The organism is Sporosarcina sp. BP05 (genome assembly GCF_014282005.1).
Taxonomy (GTDB): Bacteria; Bacillota; Bacilli; order Bacillales_A; family Planococcaceae; genus Sporosarcina.
Genome location: NZ_JACFTD010000006.1, coordinates 65,317 through 85,973, shown reverse-complemented (window position 1 = coordinate 85,973; position 20,657 = coordinate 65,317). Strand labels below are relative to the sequence as shown.

Below are 20,657 nucleotides of genomic sequence, written 5' to 3'. Positions count from 1 at the left end.
GCTCACCTTTAAAAAATCAAATTCTTTTAGCCTTGCTAACTTTAAGCTTCTTTCCTTTAATCGTAGCTTCTTTCATGGCCTGCAAAACTAATGAACCTCTGCCATTCAGAATATCCACATAAGTCAACTCATCGTGAATCGTAATAAGTCCAATATCATCTGCTGTTACGCCGGGAAGTTTCGCAATTGTCCCAACAAAATCTACGGCTCGAAGCTTTTTCTTTTTTCCGCCGTTGAAATGGAGTTTCATGACATCCTTGTTTGATTGTACTTGAATTGTATTTTGGGATTTCTGACGACCACTGACTTTTTCCTCGAATGCATTTTTTCCAACGACTACTTTCTGCTGTGTCGGCGCTTCCCCGATAGCAATCTCAAAGCCAATGTATGCTTCAATTGCTTTAAGTGTTTTGCTGTCACTCGGGGTTGCAAACGTTATTGCTTTTCCTTTATGACCAGCACGACCGGTTCTGCCAGTTCGATGAACATAGCTCTCTTTTTCCATGGGAACGTCATAGTTAATCACGAGTGTTATTTTAGCTACATCGATTCCCCTTGCGGCCACATCAGTCGCTACAAGATAACGGAAATTCCCCATTTTGAAGCCTTCCATAACTGCAAATCGGTCTTCTTGTACAATTCCACCGTGAATTTTCTCGCAAGAATAGTTTGATCTTTCCAACTCTTTAAACACGGCGTCCACATGCCCTTTAGTTCTGCAGAAGATAATACAGCTATCAGGGTTTTCAACAACAGTAACATTTTTCAGCAATGACATTTTCCCAGCCTCATTCACTTCAATTACACGATGTTCAATCGCACTCGTTGTGATTCCCGTAGAAGCAATTTGAATAGAAATAGGGGTTTTCATATAGTTATGGCAAAGTTTTTCAACAGCTTTAGGGAATGTGGCAGAAAATACCATCGTTACTCTATTTAACGGAAGTTTTTTTATGATAGCTTCTACTTGGGCGACAAAGCCCATGGCCAGCATTTCATCAGCTTCATCTATAATCAGGTATTTTATTTCATCTGCACGTAATGTTCCTCTTTCAATATGGTCCATCACACGCCCAGGTGTACCGACAACAATATGCGTTTTTCGTTCCAACGCTTCCTCTTGTTTACTAAAGGATTCTTTGCCGTAAACCGCCATAGCTCTAATTCTTTTAACTCTCCCGATAGCTGTTACATCCTCTTGAACTTGAACGGCAAGCTCTCGGGTAGGTGTGAGAATTAATGCCCGTGGATTTTCCTGCTCCCAATCAATCATTTCGCAAAGCGGGATGCCAAAAGATGCCGTCTTGCCACTACCCGTTTGAGATTTCACTATGAGATCCTGGTTTTCAAGCGCCCTCGGTATGACTTCACTTTGAACCTCTGTAGGCGTTTCATATTTCAAGAAAACAAGAGCCCTTTTTATTTCATCGCTTAATTTATAATCTTCAAAACTTCTATCATTCATATAAGTAACCTCATTTATTATTATTTGACCCTATTTTTTTATAACTAAGTGTAGCATCATACCCGGTGCCAGTTACCGATATAATTCATGCTCTTTGAATTGTGGTAGCAGCTGGAACCGGATTTTAAAAGCAAATTATTAAGTACCGCAAAAGGTTTGGTACGGGCTTATTGATTGCACAGGAAGAGTGGAATAATCATCCTGGCCAGGAGTGTACGCATACGGACTTGAAAGAACTTCAAGTAGCCGCTCCATCACACCATAATCACCTTTGTTCACGGCGGCTTCTAGTGCAGCTTCTACCCGATGGTTCCGTGGGATTAGTGCAGGATTGCTGTCTTGCATCAACTGCCCAGAGCTGACCTTCGATTCCTGCTGCCTACCTAGTCTTGCCCGCCATAACTCATGCCACTCGGCAAATTCCGGAGTCTCAAAAATGGCCATATCCTTCAAGTTATCAAAGGTTAATGCGCGGAAAGTATTCGTATAATCAGCTCGATTCTTCTCCATCATATGAAGAAGGTCTTCAATAAGGGATTCATCCTCAATCTCTTCATTAAATACCCCTAGTTTCGCTCTCATTCCCGCAAGCCAATTCGCGTGATACTGCTCTGGAAAATCTGAAATAGCATCCTGCGCCAGTTTGGCACCCTCCGCATACTCTTCATGCAGTAGTGGTATTAGCGTTTCAGCGAATCGCGCAAGATTCCACCCGACAATATTCGGCTGATTGCCATAAGAATAGCGACCTTGGACGTCAATGGAGCTGAAAACCGTTGCCGCGTCATAGGTATCCATGAATGCACAAGGACCATAATCGATGGTCTCCCCACTTATCGTCATGTTATCGGTATTCATCACTCCGTGGATAAAACCAACCAATTGCCATTTGGCAACCAAGGCGGCCTGACGCTTGATCACTTCCTGAAGTAGCGCAAGGTAGCGATTATCATCCGCTTCAACGTCAGGGAAATGGCGCTCTAGTGCATAGTCAGCCAGAGCTCGAAGCTCCTCATCCGTGCCCCATTTTGCAACGTATTGAAAAGTTCCAAAGCGCAGATGACTGGCAGCCACACGAGTCATAATGGCGCCAGGAAGGTCGGTTTCACGGATGATGGATTCACCTGTTGTCACCACCGCTAGACAACGTGTGGTAGGAATACCAAGCGCATGCATAGATTCACTAATGATATATTCACGCAGCATCGGTCCAAGTGCCGCCCGGCCATCGCCACCGCGAGAATAAGGTGTTCGGCCCGAACCTTTAAGCTGAATATCAAACCGTTCACCTAAAGGCGTAATCTGTTCGCCAATTAACATGGCCCGGCCGTCGCCTAGCCTTGCAAAATGCCCAAATTGATGCCCCGCGTAAGCTTGAGCAAGCGGCAAAGCGCCTTCAGGAACCTCGTTACCAGCAAATATCGCAATGCCCTCCTTGCTTCGAATCGATTCGATATTCAATCCAAGGGATGTCGCCAAAGAATCATTAACTATAATTAACTCCGGAGTGCGTACAGGATTTGGATCTATTATTGTGAAAAGCATTTCTGGCAGATGAGCATAACTGTTGTCTAAGTTCCATCCCGCGTCTATCGCTTCATTTCTCTTCATCATCGGTTCGCCTACTTTCTTTACGCATTTATTTATTTGTAAGTTCATCACTAGTAGTATCCACTTCTGATAATTCATTATACCCTATATATTTCTTCTAAATAACGCACCGATTCTTGTTGTCCTTCCGCTTTCAATTGGATATCACTTTCATATCATCCTCGTCTAAGTTTTGAATTTCAGAGTATAGAGTTAATACCTGCTAGTGTAATCTACTTTTTCAACCTGTTAAACTTAATTAAATGAACTACTATTCTGTTGACGATTATTTCGAATTCAAACTGGGGGGAATTAAGATACGGAAAAAAGAATATCAAAATCAAAGAACAGTAAACGTCCTTAAAAAAGGCATTAGTTTCGGCACTTGTCTTTCCATGGTTATTTCATACACAGCATACAAGTCAATCGGTTGGGCAATTATACATGGTTGTTTGAGCTGGCTATACGTTATATATTACTTCATTAAATATGCACCTAGTTTGTTCTAGATTGAGTATCTGCGTGACAAACAATCGTAATCCGCACCAAGACAACAATGTTAATATAGAACAAATCCGAGTGAGTAAGTATCTGTCACAATAAAACTATCTAGTAACGCTTTTCATTCCGTAGAACACATACCTATAATCACCTAAATTGATACTTTTAAATTGGCCACCCCTTTGCCAAAGAAGACAAAAGAACAACATTAAAACTCTATTCTAGTAGGTAATAGAATAGAGTTTTTGCCACTTCATATTAAATTGACATACCTTACTACAACTGCGTTTGTTCTTGGAGCTTTGCCGCAAAATATTTACGCGCATCGGCGGTCAGAATCTGCAAACAAACTTCTTCTTCCTGCCGTCCAAACTCGACAAACATCCCGCTTAAATTTTCATATACATAATGGACTTTAAAGCCCCTCTCTAAATAGTCATCTACTTGTCTCATTTCATCCATGCTAAGTAAATGATCCGACATACACGCACCTCGCTTTTCTTATTCAGCACCTTTTGCTTTGATTTCTTGCGCGATGATATCATCCCAATCGTGACCAACTGTAATACCTAAATACTTGGCGTCACTAGGATCGTTAAGTTCGGCTTGCGGGTACTTTTTGAACCACCAATATTTCGCCAAGACATAGTACACAATTGCCCCCACGAAAAAGCCCACTAATGCTGAATACGTTGGGAACATATTCGCTAAGGCTCCACCAATCACCCAAGCAATTAACCCCGCTAAGTTAAAGCCATTCATATACTTATATTGGCCGTCTAACTCATACAGATCTTTTACGTTCACACGACGTTTACGGATTAAATAATAGTCGGCGAATAATATCCCCACAATTGCTGTTAAAATACCACCAATGATTAATAGCGCATCTACTAAGACGCCAAATAAGCTCCACGGCTGTGCTAAAATCCCAATAACCCCCGCGATTATTACAGCAGCCCCGAATGGCACTTTTGGTCCACCAATGTTTGAGAATATCGTTGCCGCAGGAATAACGTTTGCGGACGTGTTTGTAGACCATTGCGCTAACACAATCATTAGCAATAAAATCCCTAACACAATTCCACTTGCACTTTGCTGCAAGGCATTTATCGGATCAGCAGATGCTACTGCCATGTAAGCCACTGCACCTATGGTTACGATAAATGTATTGGTAATCGGCATCACAATCAAAGAGCCAACTAACTGCGTCTTATTACGCTTGAACCAATTGCGTTCATTTTTTGGTGCTTTAAAGAATCGGGATAGTGTTGGCATATCAGCTGCTAACGTTGCCCAGAACCCCATGTTCGCCATCATCACAACCATGAATGCTGTAAAAGCTGCCATTCCTGTTGTCGGTAACTCCATCCAAGTCCACACATCTTTGCCTGAAGCCGTAGCTTGATCCGCAAGCGTAATGTACATCCAGCACGATATTAAAATAATAACCGGCGCAGCAAAATCCGCAAAGCGCTCAATGGATTTAATGCCTAGCGATGTGTTAAATAACTGTAATGCCGCAAAAACAAGGAAGCATATAAACCAATTATTAAAGTCGAATAATAAATTCAAAATCCCATTGATGGCCATTGCACCAAAATAGGTGTTCAGCCCGAACCAACAAGCAGCTGTCACCCCACGAACGAGCGACGGTATATGCGTGCCAATTGTGCCAAATGGGGCACGCATATAAACCGGGAAGGACAAGCCGTGTTCAATTCCAATATCACCGATTAACGTCATCAATATGCCTATTAATACGGAACCTATCAAAGTCGCTAAAATGACCATCGGCAATGACAAACTAATAATACCTGATCCGCCAATTGCAAAGGCGGCTAAAACGATAGCCATTCCTATCCAAATCACTGCAAAACCAAATGTCCCGATACTTCTTTTTTGATGTGTCACTGGAAGTAAATCTGGTGATTTTAAATAATCTCCACCATTAGCCATTCATGTCTCTCCCCTATAGTAGATTTCCAGTTTACGACCAAACAATTGATCTCTATTTTATCGATCAAAACTGCTGATAAGTGACTGACGTTCGTTCCAAGTCATTGGCGCAATAGTGGACATTCTTTCGACCATCGAAATCGCGCCGTCTACTGGGCACACAATCGAACATAAATTACAGCCTACACAGTCTTGTTCACGGACCTTTAGCATTGGACGACCACTCTCTGTGTACATGTCAATACATTGATGTGACGTATCTTCACACGCAATATGGCATTTATTGCAATTAATACACACATCATTATTAATTTCAGCAACAACTTTATAGTTTAAATCTAAGTCACCCCAGTTAGAATAACGTTGGACCGACTTACCGACTAAATCCATGACCGAGGCAATGCCCTTTTCATCCAGATAATTATTAAGTCCATCGATCATATCTTCGACAATACTAAATCCGTGGTGCATCGCTGCTGTACAAACTTGTACGCCTGTTGCACCCATCAGCATAAATTCCGCAGCATCCTGCCAATTTGAAATGCCACCAATGCCTGAAATTGGTACATTGACGAAAGGATTCCGCGCACATTCTGCGACCATATTTAGTGCAATCGGCTTGACAGCAGGCCCACAATATCCGCCATGTGCCCCCTTCCCAGCAACATGCGGCACCGTATTCCATGAATCTAAATCGACACCCGCTAAGCTGTTAATCGTATTAATCATACTAACGGCATCTGCCCCGCCACGCACTGCCGCTTCTGCCGTCATCGTAATATCCGTAATGTTTGGCGTTAGCTTGACGATAACTGGTGTACGTGCAACTTCCTTCGCCCAGTGTGTTTGCTTTTCAACCAAATCAGGGACTTGACCAGAGGCAGCCCCCATTCCCCGTTCTGCCATTCCATGTGGACAACCAAAGTTAAGCTCAAGACCATCAACGCCCACAGCTTCTACTTTTTTGACAATCTCATGCCATTTTTCCTGCTGTGGCTCTACCATTAATGAAGCGATAATGGCATGATTAGGAAACCTTTTTTTCGTTTCAAGAATTTCCTGTAAATTAACTTCTAATGGACGATCCGTAATGAGCTCAATATTATTAAAGCCCGCTACTCTCTGGCCGTTAAAGCTCACAGCCGCAAAGCGCGATGAAACATTTAAAATTGGTTCCCCCAATGTTTTCCAAACTGCGCCACCCCAGCCCGCTTCAAATGCACGTTGCACTTGATAGCCCGAATTAGTCGGCGGAGCCGATGCTAACCAATATGGATTTGGTGATTTAATCCCCGCAAAGTCAATTCGTAAGTCTGCCATGCTACATCCCCCCTATGCGATCTCGCTCGGTTTTCTTAAACGCTCATGAATGATGTAAGCAGCATCTTTCCCTTGCTGTGCAGCTGTTACCACCATTGCTTCCCCTTGGCCATTGCCGAACACGACATCTCCACAGGCAAACACTTTGTCATTCGATGTTTGCATAGTCGTTTCGTCAATGTCTACTACTCCGTTCGTATGCTGTAATCCAAACGCTTCAATGAGCGAGACAAAGCGCGTTTGTCCAATTGCTTTAATGACCGCGTCCACCTCTATAATAAACTCAGATCCCTTGATTACTTCAGGTCGTTGCCTGCCGTCTGCACCCGCCTCACCAAGCTTCATCTTGACGCATTCAAGCCCCACTACTGTCCCTGCTTCATCACCGATAATTTGTTTCGGCGCTGTCAGCCACTTAAATCCAACGCCATCCTGCTTGGCAAATTCATATTCAAACTGATAGGCAGTCATCTCTTTTTCTGTTCTTCTGTAAAGAATGTCTACTTGCTCCGCACCTAGTCGCACAGCACAGGTTGCACCATCGATGGCTGTGTTACCAGCACCGATGACGGCAACACGTTTACCGATTAAATCTTCTGTCAGTGCGCCCATTTTCGTGTGCTTTACAAACTCTATCGCATCATGAACGCCAGCTAGTTCCTCACCTTTAATGCCAAGATTCGGAACGGCCCCCATACCAACTGCTAAAATAACGCTGTCATATTGCGCTAAAATTTCCTCTGCAGAAATTTCCACACCTACTGTTGTGTTTGTTCTAATGTCCACACCAAGCTTTACAACTTGCGCCACTTCCCAATCCACTACATCATTCGGTAATCGGAATGACACGATGCCGTAGTTGCCCAAGCCACCCGCCTTTGCTTCTGCTTCAAAAATTGTGACACTATAGCCGAAGCGACTAAGCTCGCGCGCTGCCGATAAACCAGCCGGACCAGCGCCAACAATTGCTACCTTTTGTCCATTTGGTAGACCTTTTTTAAATAGCTCGACATCTGATTCCATCGCCCAATCTGTTGCATAACGTTGCAAGTGCCCGATTTTAATAGGTTTGGTAGAGGAATTTAACACACATGCCCCTTCACATAATTCCTCTGTGGGGCATACTCGCGCACAGCTTGCACCAACCGGATTTGCCTCCATAATCGTCATGGCCGAACCTTTCATATTATTGGAAGCAATTTTTTTGATGAAATTCGGAATTTGAATACTTGTCGGACATGCTGTAATGCAAGGTGCGTCATAGCAGTACAGACAGCGATTAGCCTCTTCTAAAGCTTCATTTTTTGTCATCCTGCTATTCATTTCCACAAAATTCCGTTCGAGTTGCGAAGACATTGAAACATTCCCCCCCATGGATTGATGTTTACACGTTAATTGTTTGTGCAGTCGACGGCTGTAGAGCACGCTTTATATATTGGCCACTGCCTAATGCTCCTACAAATTGTTTGTTTTTAATGACGTATTCACCACGTACAAGTACACTAATAGGCTCTCCTGTCACTTCCCAGCCCTCATACGGGTTGTAGTCGACATTCATATGGTGGGTGTTCGCTGAAATTTCACGTTTTACCGTAGGATCAAAAATGACGATATCCGCGTCAGAACCAATAGCAATCGTTCCTTTTTGTGGATATAAGCCGAAAATTTTTGCGGCACTTGTCGAAATCATATCGACGAAGTCATTGATGGTAATTCGCCCTTTCGCCACACCTTCAGAAAATAAAATACTGAAACGATCTTCGATAAACGGTCCACCATTTGGAATTTTAGAAAAGTCATTCAACCCTAATTGCTTTTTCCCGTTAAAGCTAAATGAACATTGGTCCGAGCCAATTGTTTGCAGTTGCTTGGCTTTTAACGCATTCCACAAATGCTCTTGATGATATTTCGGGCGAAGAGGTGGTGACCAAACATATTTCGCCCCCTCGAAGCCTGGCTGTGCTAACGCTGACTGATCAAGCGTTAAATAGGGTGGACAAGTTTCCCCATACACGTCATAGCCCTTTTCACGCGCTGCGATAATTTCATCTAGTGCCTCTTTACAGGTAACATGTACAACATAAAGCTTGGCTCCTGCGATATGCGCTAGTTCAATGGCTCGTTTCGTCGCCTCACCCTCTAATTCTGCGGGACGCGTCAGTGCGTGATAAATTGGCGCCGTCTGACCTGCTTGCTTCGCTGCATTTACTAATTCGTCGATGACTGAGCCATTTTCACAGTGCACCATGACAACAGCGCCCACGTCTTTAGCGATTTTAAAGGCTTTGAACAGCGTACGGTCTGTCGCCTGGAATTCTTTCGCGTAAGCCATGAACACCTTGACAGACGTAATCCCTTCCTGCTCTAGTAACAACGGTAACTCAGCCTCTGTTTCAGGCGTTAAATCACTAATCATTAAATGGAAACCGTAGTCAATGGCTGATTTGCCCTTTGCTTTTACATGCCACTTTTCCACAGCCGTCGCAAGTTTTTCTTCACCCGCAGATAAGCAAAAATCTAAAATGGTCGTCGTGCCACCGAAGGCAGCCGCAATTGTACCCGACTTCCAATCATCGTCTGTCACCGTGTTGTTAAAGGGCATATCCAAATGTGTATGCGGATCAATCCCCCCCGGCATCACGTATTTACCCGTTGCATCTACAATTTCCGCTCCGTCAGCTGATAAGTTTTTGCCGATTTGCACGATTTTGCCATTCTCTATTAAAATATCTGCCTCATACATATCTGTTGCTGTCGCAATGAGTCCACCTGTTATCACTTTTTTCATACTACCCTCACCCTTCGATTAATAAATGTATAGTTTAGCGAAATCTATTAATATGCTGGCTCATCTTGAGTTTAGTGTGTTTTTTTGCCCTTGCTGAACTTCGTTTGTAGTGTCAACACGGTTTCCAGTAACACGTCTGCCCCCTTTGCACAGTCTTCAAATGTCGTTTCTTCCTCCTCGCAATGACTTTTCCCCTTGATACTTGGAACAAAAATCATTGCCGAGGGGATGATGCTCGCGATATACTGCGCATCGTGCCCCGCCCCACTAAACATTCGACGGAAGGAATAACCAAAGTCACGACATGACTTTTCCACTTCATTGCAAATAGCTACATCAAAAAATACCGTTTCCCGCCCCCATAGCTTGACCGAGCGAATGTGGCAACCGTTTTCCTCTGAAGCTAAGCCTGTCAATAGCTTCTCCACTTTGCGCATCACCTCTGGATTTTGATGACGCGAATCCATGGTAAACACTACTTCGTTCGGAATGACTGTATGAATATTTGGTGCCACGTTCATACGCCCAAATGTGAACACAAGTTCTTCGTCGATTTTGCCCAGTTGCTCATGCAAAGACGAAATTATACGAGACGCCACAATCATCGGATCTTTACGCATCGACATCGGCGTTGTGCCAGCGTGATTTGATTCACCTGTCACGGTAATTTCATAGCACACCATGCCTAAAACGCCTTCGACTACACCAATTTCACGTTGCTTTGCTGCTAATACCGGTCCTTGTTCAATATGCAGCTCAATATATGCAAGGGCTTCTTTTAAACGATTTCCTTGCTCCCCCGCGTAACCACTCGCCTGTAATGCTTCTTTAAAAGTAATGCCATTTTTATCGATAGACTGTAGCATTTTTTCTTTACTGAACTTTGAAGCAATAACACCAGAACTCATCATCGCCGGATCGAAGCGCGCACCTTCTTCATTCGTAAAATTCACAAGCATTAATGGGATCTCGAGCTCAATATCGTTTTCCTTTAACGTTCGTATCGCCTCTATTGCTGTTAAAATACCTAAGACACCATCAAACCTGCCACCTTTTTCAACCGAATCTAAATGTGATCCCATTACAATTGGTGGGCAATCTTTTTTTCCTGGTAGAATCGCATAGATATTTGCCATATCATCTACTTGAATATCCATGCCTAACTCAATGCATAGTTCACAAAAATAGTCTCTTGCAAATACATCCTCTTTTGAAAGGGACAAACGGGTTACGCCCCCATTGGCAGTTGCACCAAATTGACTGAACTGTTCAATTAACCCCTGCAATCGATTACTATTACATTTATACATATGCTAGTCCTCTCTTTCATAGTTATTAATTAGGAATTTAGGTTAAAAACTATCAAGTAAAGTGTATTCGGACTGTGCAGAAATAATACTAAGAAAATAGGTGCCGACGCATATTTTGAGGAGCTTGTTTATATAATAAGAGGCTGTTACGGAATGATTGGCAAAATAATAAAGGAAACTCTATTCCCAAAGTAGTTATTAGTAGTTGGACAATGCGGTTTGAATCGAAGTGGTATTTGTAGTAGCACAGAAGAATGAATTGATTTAATCATGTTTTACCTACCCAATGAATTAGTGGAGATTTACAGCATAATCTAAATGAGGAGTGATGATGTCCGATGACGAATTTAACGAGTCAAAATTGGCAAGTAAAAGATGAACAATATGTATGGCATTCCATGAAGCCCTACAACCCTAACGCGACGACAATCATTCAGAAATCCAAAGGCGCTTGGATAACGGACATTGATGGGAAACGTTATTTAGATGCCATGTCTGGTTTATGGTGTGTGAACGTTGGCTACGGTCGAGAGGAACTCGCCAAAGCCGCTTACGAGCAATTACTGGAAAATGCCTATACTCCCCTATCCGTTGGGCATATCCCTGCCATTCAACTAAGCGAAAAAATCAGCGAATTATTAGGCGATGATTATGTTGTGTTTTACTCTAATAGTGGTTCAGAGGCGAATGAAGCCGCGTTCAAAATCGCACGTCAATACCATCAGCAAAAAGGTCACACAAATCGCACCAAATTTATTTCTCGCTATCGTGCCTACCACGGCAATACAATGGGGGCATTAGCAGCAACAGGGCAAGCACAGCGCAAATATAAATACGAACCGTTAGCACCCGGCTTCATTCATGTTGCACCACCAGATGCCTACCGTGCAAACGAAGATCATATTACAGAAGCAGCTGCTCTACCGTCTGTTCAGGCGATTGATAATGTCATGACGTGGGAATTTTCCGAGACGATTGCCGGCGTTATTCTCGAGCCTATTATTACCGGCGGCGGCGTGATTATGCCGCATGAGGACTATTTGCGTGGGGTAAAAGCAGTTTGTGAAAAGCATGGGGCGCTGCTTATTGTTGATGAAGTAATTTGCGGCTTCGGACGTACAGGCAAAGCATTTGGCTTCCAAAACTATGGCATTCAGCCGGATATTGTCACAATGGCAAAAGGCTTAACGAGCGCTTATATGCCGTTATCTGCTACAGCTGTGCGTCGCGAAATTTATGAGGCCTTTGCTGGAAGCGAGGAGTACGACTTTTTCCGCCACGTCAACACATTCGGTGGTTCTCCTGCGGCTTGTGCAGTTGCCCTCAAAAATATCGAAATCATGGAAAATGAAAATTTATTTGCTCGCTCAGAAGAAATGGGCGCAATTATCCATACAGAACTACAAGAACGCCTAAAGAATCATCCAAACGTCGGTAACATCCGCGGGAAAGGCTTACTGATTGGCATTGAGCTTGTGAGTGATAAAAACACCAAAGCGCCACTTGATGGTACCGCCGTCAACAAAGTCATCGCTCTATGTAAAGAACAAGGGTTAATCATCGGGAAAAATGGTATCACAGTTGCGGGCTTTAACAATACGTTAACACTCGCTCCACCACTGATTATTTCATTAGCAGAAAAAGATTTGATTGTTGAAAAACTTACGCACGCTTTAAATGAACTACTGCCAAAAGCATAAAACACAAGGGGGAAATGAATATATGGTAACGAATACAGAGGTAAAAGAACTTGGGCATTTTATAAATGGTGAAATCGTTGCAGGCACAAGTGGTCATTTCTCAGATGTTTTCAATCCAAGTTCTGGGGCAGTGATTGCACGCGTCCCTATTGCAACGAAAGAGGAAGTGCAAGGCGCAATTGCAACAGCCAAAGCAGCCTTTCCAGCATGGCGCGCCCTGTCGGTTGGCAAACGCGTTGAAATTGTTATGAAGTTTCGTCAATTGATGACCGCACGTATGGATGCGCTCATCGACATCATTTGTATCGAAAGCGGGAAAACAATCGAGGATGCCAGGGGTGAAATCACACGTGGTATAGAATCCGTCGACTTGGCCATCAATGCCCCTCACCTATTAAAAGGCGAGTACTCCGTCAATGTTGGTGGGAATATTAATGCTTATTCCGCAAAAGCACCACTCGGCGTTGTTGCAGCGATTTCCCCATTCAACTTTCCAGTGATGGTGCCACTTGCCATGACTTGTATGGCGGTCGCAGTCGGCAATTCTGTCATTTTAAAGCCGTCCGAGCGCGTTCCCTGCTCCGCATTATTTTTATCGGAACTGTGGAAAGAAGCAGGTTTACCAGATGGTGTTTGGACAGTCATCAATGGGGACAAGGATGCGGTCAACGAGCTATTAGAAAACCCTGCTGTTGAAGCCATTTCGTTTGTCGGCTCCACAGCAGTCGCTGATACTATTTACACGACCGGTTCAAAATACGGCAAGCGCGTTACGGCATTAGGTGGCGGGAAAAACAATATGATCGTCATGCCTGATGCAGATTTGGAACAGGTCGCAAACGCATTTTTAGGGGCGGCTTTCGGAGCCGCTTCCCAGCGCTGTATGGCCATTTCCACAATCATTCCCGTTGGCGAAGAAACAGCGAATAACCTTGTCAAAGTACTTGCCGATAAAATCGCAAAATTGAAAGTGGGTCCATACACAGAATCAGACGTTGATTTTGGACCCGTTATTACAAAGCAATCAAAGGACGCAATAATTGGCTTTATAGACCGGAGCCTAGCAGAAGGCGCTACACTCGTATGTGATGGTCGCAACCCAGACATCGCTGAAAATTCAAACGGCTTCTATCTAGGTCCTACCCTATTAGACAACGTCAAACCTGGCATGGAAATTTATGAGCAAGAGGTATTCGGTCCAGCTCGTAACGTAGTACGGGTAGATTCACTAGAGGAAGCAATCAACTTAACCAATGCACATGAGCTCGGTAACGGTGTCACAATATTCACAAATAACGGGGCGGCCGCTCGCAAATTTACAACGGAGATTGACGTCGGTATGGTTGGGATAAACGTGCCAATTCCAATTCCTGTTGGTTATCATAACTTTGCAGGCTGGAAACGCTCTAGATTCGGTGAGGGGCATATGTTTGGGCCTGACCAAGTTCGCTTCTTCACCAAGACCAAAACCATTTCAGAAAAGTGGTTTGAAGAAAACAGCGAATCCGCGTCAACATTTGCTTTTCCAAGTAACAACGACTGATGGTGCGCGTAAAATAAACTAACACCGGAATCCCGCCGAGTTTTGGTCGATGGATTTCCGGTGTTTTCTATTCAATAAAACAAGGTGTAAGCCTCTCAAACTATACTTTTTCGTATTTCATATGCTAGTTGATGCAGGATCATGACTTTCCTGCTTCTGTCATTAGGTTTTGTGATGTTCTTTTTTCTATTTAAACCGTTTCCAAACAATAAGCGGGATCAACAGATAACAATTCACAGCTGGCTTTAGCAATGTATGACAGCAAGACTTTTACGCTATATCACATAAAAGAAACGACCGGAATTAGTAAGTCTACTTTAAATCGTAATTTGGATGATCGCTCTACATCGTTATCCGATGACAAAAAGTAGTAGAAACAAACAAAAAATATGGGTGTCTGTCTAGTAAACTCATTTTAATAATATATACGTTGGACTAAAGTATTTCATCAACAACGCTCGGCTCTTGGGGAGGCATCCCCAAGAGCCGAGCGTGTTGGTAGAATTTTTCATGTCAACATAGTTACCTAAGTAGTTACTCTCCTTTACCTAAAACACCATTTAATTGAGTAAAAGGTGCTATCCTCACGGGGATAAATGTTTATAATCTACTATTTCAATTTTGAATCCATGATCACATCTCAACTTATTTAACTTATCACTGTCACAGGGTGGAGATATCCTTACCTTAACTAGGTCTTCTTTATAATCATCAGGATTTTTTGAAGGAATTTCAATTCTTATAGAAACATCGTAGGAATGATTGTCATTGTAAGTTATATCAACAATCCTTTTCCATTCCCAGCCAAAAAGGGTATCTTGCCCATACTCTTTTACCACCCTATTGTCAATAATCGGGAATAAAATGTCTAAAATAATATCCTCTGTCGTGGCATACATTCCTTCTTCATTTAAAACGGTTTCTGAATTAACAACTTGCGTAAGAGTAAATACCAAAAATAAAAATCCTGACCCCAATAAAAATAAGTATTTCTTAATCATCAAGATTCACCTCAGTTTTGTGTTTACTTCTTACCCTTCCCACAATTCCATTTTTTATTAAACGCTGTTTCATCCGTCGCTCTCCGTTAGCTCAAGTACACTAAGTGCTAAAGCCCCTGAGGACGAGTGAGTCACCACTTTTCTATCTAGCAAAAAGCAGCCAAAGATGGAATTTTGGCTGCTGAATGCATATTTATAGCATTTCCTATTCGATTTTAAGTAAGTGTCACTTTCTATAGGGCATTACGCAGTAACTTGTATGATCATTACTAAAATTAGCAGGGAAGGCTTTATTAAAAGCGATAGAGTGCCCGAAATTTCATCTTTGGGCACTTGCAACCTCTATAGAAAGGTAGTTATTCTTTCATCTTCTAAAGTAGTTGCATTTTTCACTTGAACATTGTAGATACGCGGCGGAAAGATAGTCGCAACAGGATTACTGAAAAGGATATAGCCCCCAGTAAAGTTGTCGTAACCATTATGTCCAAAGCGAGCCGAATAGGTACAAGTGAAAATAGGTATTCTCCCGCTTTTAGTACAAGTAACCCATGTAATAAAATGGTTAATCAACAGATGTTGCATATTATAATAAAATCGAAGAAAAGACCTATCGCATGTTCAATGAACTTGCGACAGATCTACATATTAGAGGTAATGAAGGACTTCCAAACTAATTTGTACTAGGTATAGATAATGACAACCGATTTGAAATTAATTGGGTGTCTTTCCACGTCAATAGATTTTCAACATAGCCTAATGTATCTGCATTTGTTGGTCCAATAATGCGCTGTAGAGCTACTAAATCAAAATTGTAGCTTTTGTTATTCGTAATAATTGGATATAACGCTCCTAAAGCAAGAACCCCGCCCTGTACTGGATTTTTTAGTAGCCCATTATCGTTGTAATACTCCGATAAGTAATCATGGCCTTTGTTGCTGATGTCTATGGTGAACAACACATTAAGCCGAGGACTTTCAACACGTACTTTATAGAAATCCTCAAAATTTGCTTGGAATGCGTATTTTCCATTATAGTCATCGACGTTAAATAGTTCATGTAAACTATTATTTCTAAAGGAATAAATATAAAAGATGCCATATCCCCCACTACCACCCGTATCGATACTCACCATAATGTCAGGTACAGAATCTTTGTTAAAATCGCCTAGGAACAACCTTGCATTATATCCCGCGTTGTTTTTGAAATGAACGGTTGTACGTTTAGTAGATCGCCCATCTCGAATAACAAGCGTAATGTTATCGGCAAAAATACCTGGTGATCCATCGACATTACCATATAAATAGACAGTGTCCAAAACACCATCTCCGTTTACATCCCCTATCTTCCAGTCTAACAATCTCCGGTTCTCGTAAAATGCAATCCCTCCTGTTCACATTCATTGGTATTACTTTCTTCTCACGAATAACACTTTATACCACTGATTCACCAAAAACGGCATAAAGGACAAGATATAAATATAACTTAATTGTCCCCCACTTAATGTTGCGACTTCAAACACACCCGTAAGCGATGGAATAAATAATACTGCGTGTAAAGATAAAAAACCGATCAAAAATGCGAGCCAAGTAAATTTATTCGTAAATAGACCAATTGTGAAGATCGATTCTATCGATCTGGAGTTGAAGCCATGTACTAATCTTGACAAACATAATGTTGCAAATGCCATTGTGCTTGCTGTTAGCGTATCTCCCGTTGACAATCCCAGTCGAAAAGCAATGATCGTAGAAATAGCGATTAATGATCCTTCGAGCACCACTTGCGTAGTAAATGTTTTATTTAATAAAGGTGTGTTAATATCTCTAGGCTTGTCTTTCATCGTGTTTTTATTATGCGGTTCTAAACCGATTGCAATGGCTGGTAAACTATCGGTTAGTAAGTTAATAAATAAGAGATGCACAGGTGCAAAGGGAACAGGTAAGCTCAATACGGTGGCATATAAAACAACGAAAATAGCGCCTGTATTTCCAGATAATAAGAATAGAATGGCGTTTTTAATATTCGTGTAGAGGCTTCTTCCATTCGAAATTGCTTTGACAATTGTCGAAAAATTATCATCCGTTAAAATCATGGAAGATGCATCTTTCGCTACCTCGGTCCCAGTTATCCCCATCGCCACACCGATATCGGCTTGTTTTAAGGCAGGGCCATCATTGACACCATCCCCCGTCATCGCAACGACATGTCCTTTTTCCTGCCATGCCTTCACGATACGAATTTTATGCTCAGGTGTGACTCGTGCGAAGACGGAGATATCTTGAACTTTTTCTTGAAGCTGTTGATCGGTTAATCCTTCAATTTCATATCCTTCAATTGCTTCTGATGGATCTTTTAAAATACCAATTTGTTTCGCTATCGCAGTTGCTGTTATTTTATGGTCACCTGTAATCATAACGGGTTTAATACCCGCTTTTATACAACTTTCAACCGCCGATTTTGACTCTTTTCTCGGAGGATCCATCATCGCAAGTAATCCGACAAAGATTAAATCTCTTTCGTCTTCTACACCGATTGTCTGATTTTTCCTTACCCCTTTGTAAGCAATTGCTAGTACTCTTAACCCATTCATAGAAAAGTCACGATTCATTTCTTCGATTTTGTTTTGATGTTCTTCCGTAATGGCAAGTATCCCTGTTGAAGTTTCGATTTTCACAATTTGAGGTAAAAGTACATCTACGGCTCCTTTTGTAATCATGATAGTTTGCTGATTGAACTGATTCACTGTACTCATTAACTTTCTGTCTGAATCAAAAGGAATTTCCAGCACTCTTGGATAGCGATCTCTTACGATTAACTCGTCAAGATTGTACTGCTTCCCCAATTTTACAAGTGCAATTTCAGTAGGATCACCGATTTCTTTATGATCTCTTTCCAAGGCGTTATTACATAATAGTGCTTGCAGGATAAGTTTCTTTTCAATTGCATTTTCTATATGCAGTTGATCGTGCGGAATGACTTTTTGATCAACAAATACTTGTTGAACAATCATTTTATTTTCAGTTAAAGTTCCCGTTTTATCGGAACAAATAACGGATACACTCCCCAGACTTTCGACAGCATAAAGCTTTCGTATAATGGCATTTTCCTTTGCCATTTTTTGCGTCCCAAAAGCCAGCACAATGGTAACAATTGAACTTAGCGCTTCTGGAATTGCTGCAACTGCAAGCGAAACGGCAAACATAAACGAATCTACTAGCTCGCGTCCCTTGAATAGATCAATCGTGAAAATGGCTAAACAGATTATCGTAATCCCTAAAGCTAATTTTTCTCCAAAATGATCTAGACTTACTTGTAAAGGTGTTCTCTTCTCTTTCGCGGTATTCAGTAGATTTGCGATTTCTCCGATTTCTGTTTCCATTCCAATAGCGGTTACAGCGACAATACCACGTCCATTGGTGACAAAGCTTCCAGTGAAAACCATATTTTTTTTATCCCCAATGATTATTTGCCTTTCTTCGATGGGCGCGGTACTTTTCGCTACAGGCAATGATTCACCTGTCAGCGAACTTTCATTTACATGCAGATTATAGACTTCTACTAATCTGCCGTCAGCGCTGATATAATCACCAGCATCCAAATAGAGAAGATCTCCAACCACGATATCTACTGAAGGAATCTCTACTAGCTGATTATTCCGCATTACTTTTGCAACCGGAGAGGTCAAGGTTTTCAGACTGTCCAAAGACTGTTCTGCCTTCACATGCTGTACAGTGCCTAGAATTGCGTTTAAAATTACGACTATCAGAATCACAATCGTACTTTCTACTTCACCTAATAAAAATGAAATGAAAGCCGCAACCAATAAAATAATGACCAATAAATCTTTAAACTGTCCAAAGAAAACGGCGAAGGTGCTTGTCCTTTTCGCTTCCTCCAATTCATTAGTTCCGTAAACCTCTAGTCTCTTTTGGACGTCATAATCATTTAATCCTAGATTTGTCACGCCAAGCATTTCCATGACTTCAACCGATGTTTGTTGATGATATTTTGACATTCGATTCCCCTTTCTCTGCTACTAGTGAATTCTCTCAACTATATTTCCGGAAAATAGCATTCGATAGTAAACAGCTCATTTTTTCTATCTACTCTACCAATACTATTCCTTGTCCTACTCCAGTATGATAATAATCGATGTAGAAATTAGATGATTAGAATTAACAAGAAGGCGTAGACTTGAACAAAACACTATTTTTAAAACAAATTATATGCCATATTAGTAGTTGGAATACTTCTATTGTATTGAACTGTTTGAAAACGACTTGATGGAGGTTTTATAATGGAAAAGTTAGTGAAGTTAAGGGGAATGTTTGATGAATTAGGGATTGACGGAATTCTAATTACGGATGCGATGAACCGAAGATACTTGACGGATTTCACTGGAAGTGCGGGGACAGTGGTCGTGACGAAGGCGGACGCGTATTTATTAGTCGATTTCCGTTATGTCAGTCAAGCGAATGCGCAAGTTACGAATTTTACTGTTAAAGAAATAGATCGAGCAATCATTTATGAGGAGATTTCTACTCTCGCGGAAAGTTTTGGGATCAAGAAGCTTGGATTTGAACAGCAGCATCAATCCTATTTTTACTATTCCCAGCTGCTTAAATCGATAAAAGCAGATTTAGTGCCCGTTTCCAACGTAGTTGAAGAGTTACGGATGATTAAAAATGAATCCGAAATCGCCATATTGAAAAAGGCAGCTGAAATTTCAGACGCTGCATTTGCGCATGTAGTAACCTTTATTCGACCTGGGCGAACTGAAATTGAAATCGCGAATGAATTAGAATTTCATATGAGAAAATTAGGAGCAACTTCTTCTTCCTTTGATATAATTGTTGCATCTGGCATTCGTTCCGCATTGCCGCATGGTGTGGCGAGTGACAAAGTAGTGGAAAAAGGGGATATGATTACGCTTGATTTTGGCGCTTATTACCTTGGGTATTGCTCCGATATGACACGAACTATTGCAGTCGGAGAACCCAATCCTAAGTTGAAAGAAATCCATGCCATCGTTCATGACGCCCTAGAAAATGCGCTGTCGGGCATTAAGGTGGGAATGACAGGGAAAGAAGCGGATGCATTAACCCGCAATTTGATAAGTGATAAAGGGTACGGCGACTATTATGGTCATGGCATGGGACATGGGATTGGCCTATATATCCATGAAGATATTTTCATGAATCCAACTTGTGAGCAGCATATAGTAGAAGGAATGGTGTTAACGGTAGAGCCGGGCATCTACATACCTGGGCTTGGCGGAGTGCGTATTGAGGATGATATTATCGTGAAAAAAAATGGAATCGAGATTATTACAAAATCTCAAAAAGAGTTAATCATTCTGTGACAAGGTCGTTATACAATTTAAAGAAAAGCACCTGAAATTAACTGTAGTGATGTAATATGAAATGAATGAATTATATTGAATCACACTCAAAAACACCGGAAGCTTGCCGACGTTTAGTCGA

The 20,657-nt window shown here is 41.8% G+C and carries 14 protein-coding genes; 3 read left to right on the top strand and 11 right to left on the bottom strand.

Annotated elements, in window-relative coordinates; genetic code table 11:
* Positions 1–16: 16 nt before the first annotated feature.
* The 8 genes from H2672_RS08865 to H2672_RS08830 all read right to left on the bottom strand — a co-directional run bounded on the left by H2672_RS08865 (position 17) and on the right by H2672_RS08830 (position 10,933).
* Positions 17–1,465, bottom strand: coding sequence for a DEAD/DEAH box helicase (locus tag H2672_RS08865; RefSeq protein ID WP_186670951.1), 1,449 nt, complete (start codon positions 1,463–1,465; stop codon positions 17–19).
* A gap of 138 nt (positions 1,466–1,603) precedes the next feature.
* Complete coding sequence (locus tag H2672_RS08860) at positions 1,604–3,079, bottom strand: protein adenylyltransferase SelO (RefSeq protein WP_186671120.1); 1,476 nt, start codon at positions 3,077–3,079, stop codon at positions 1,604–1,606.
* Positions 3,080–3,832: 753 nt separating this feature from the next.
* Positions 3,833–4,039: a hypothetical protein gene (locus H2672_RS08855; protein ID WP_186670950.1), complete on the bottom strand. Its 207-nt coding sequence runs from the start codon at positions 4,037–4,039 to the stop codon at positions 3,833–3,835.
* A gap of 18 nt (positions 4,040–4,057) precedes the next feature.
* Positions 4,058–5,515, bottom strand: a complete 1,458-nt coding sequence (locus H2672_RS08850) for an NCS1 family transporter (RefSeq protein WP_186670949.1) — start codon at positions 5,513–5,515, stop codon at positions 4,058–4,060.
* Positions 5,516–5,572: 57 nt separating this feature from the next.
* Positions 5,573–6,835, bottom strand: a complete 1,263-nt coding sequence (gene preA / locus H2672_RS08845; protein ID WP_186670948.1) for an NAD-dependent dihydropyrimidine dehydrogenase subunit PreA — start codon at positions 6,833–6,835, stop codon at positions 5,573–5,575.
* Positions 6,836–6,847: 12 nt separating this feature from the next.
* Complete coding sequence (locus H2672_RS08840) at positions 6,848–8,191, bottom strand: NAD(P)-dependent oxidoreductase (protein WP_255485619.1); 1,344 nt, start codon at positions 8,189–8,191, stop codon at positions 6,848–6,850.
* A gap of 28 nt (positions 8,192–8,219) precedes the next feature.
* On the bottom strand, positions 8,220–9,623 hold the full coding sequence (gene hydA / locus H2672_RS08835) for a dihydropyrimidinase (RefSeq protein WP_186670946.1): 1,404 nt from the start codon (positions 9,621–9,623) through the stop codon (positions 8,220–8,222).
* A gap of 71 nt (positions 9,624–9,694) precedes the next feature.
* Positions 9,695–10,933 (bottom strand): Zn-dependent hydrolase, encoded by a 1,239-nt coding sequence (locus tag H2672_RS08830; RefSeq protein ID WP_186670945.1) that lies wholly within the window; start codon positions 10,931–10,933, stop codon positions 9,695–9,697.
* Between the two features lie 338 nt (positions 10,934–11,271).
* Here H2672_RS08830 and H2672_RS08825 point away from each other — a divergent pair, with 338 nt between their 5' ends.
* The gene (locus H2672_RS08825) at positions 11,272–12,633 is read left to right on the top strand and encodes an aspartate aminotransferase family protein (protein ID WP_186670944.1); all 1,362 of its coding nucleotides are present in this window, start codon (positions 11,272–11,274) and stop codon (positions 12,631–12,633) included.
* Positions 12,634–12,655: 22 nt separating this feature from the next.
* On the top strand, positions 12,656–14,176 hold the full coding sequence (locus tag H2672_RS08820; RefSeq protein ID WP_186670943.1) for a CoA-acylating methylmalonate-semialdehyde dehydrogenase: 1,521 nt from the start codon (positions 12,656–12,658) through the stop codon (positions 14,174–14,176).
* A 584-nt stretch (positions 14,177–14,760) separates the two neighbouring features.
* On the opposite strand, the gene H2672_RS08815 is transcribed toward H2672_RS08820, so the two are convergent.
* The 3 genes from H2672_RS08815 to H2672_RS08805 form a co-directional block, all read right to left on the bottom strand.
* On the bottom strand, positions 14,761–15,177 hold the full coding sequence (locus H2672_RS08815) for a DUF3888 domain-containing protein (RefSeq protein WP_186670942.1): 417 nt from the start codon (positions 15,175–15,177) through the stop codon (positions 14,761–14,763).
* A gap of 670 nt (positions 15,178–15,847) precedes the next feature.
* The gene (locus tag H2672_RS08810; protein WP_222439346.1) at positions 15,848–16,534 is read right to left on the bottom strand and encodes a VCBS repeat-containing protein; all 687 of its coding nucleotides are present in this window, start codon (positions 16,532–16,534) and stop codon (positions 15,848–15,850) included.
* Positions 16,535–16,582: 48 nt separating this feature from the next.
* Positions 16,583–19,189, bottom strand: coding sequence for a cation-translocating P-type ATPase (locus tag H2672_RS08805; protein ID WP_186670941.1), 2,607 nt, complete (start codon positions 19,187–19,189; stop codon positions 16,583–16,585).
* 282 nt (positions 19,190–19,471) lie between these two features.
* On the opposite strand from H2672_RS08805, the gene H2672_RS08800 reads away from it, so the two are divergent.
* Complete coding sequence (locus H2672_RS08800) at positions 19,472–20,536, top strand: M24 family metallopeptidase (protein ID WP_186670940.1); 1,065 nt, start codon at positions 19,472–19,474, stop codon at positions 20,534–20,536.
* Positions 20,537–20,657: the final 121 nt, after the last annotated feature.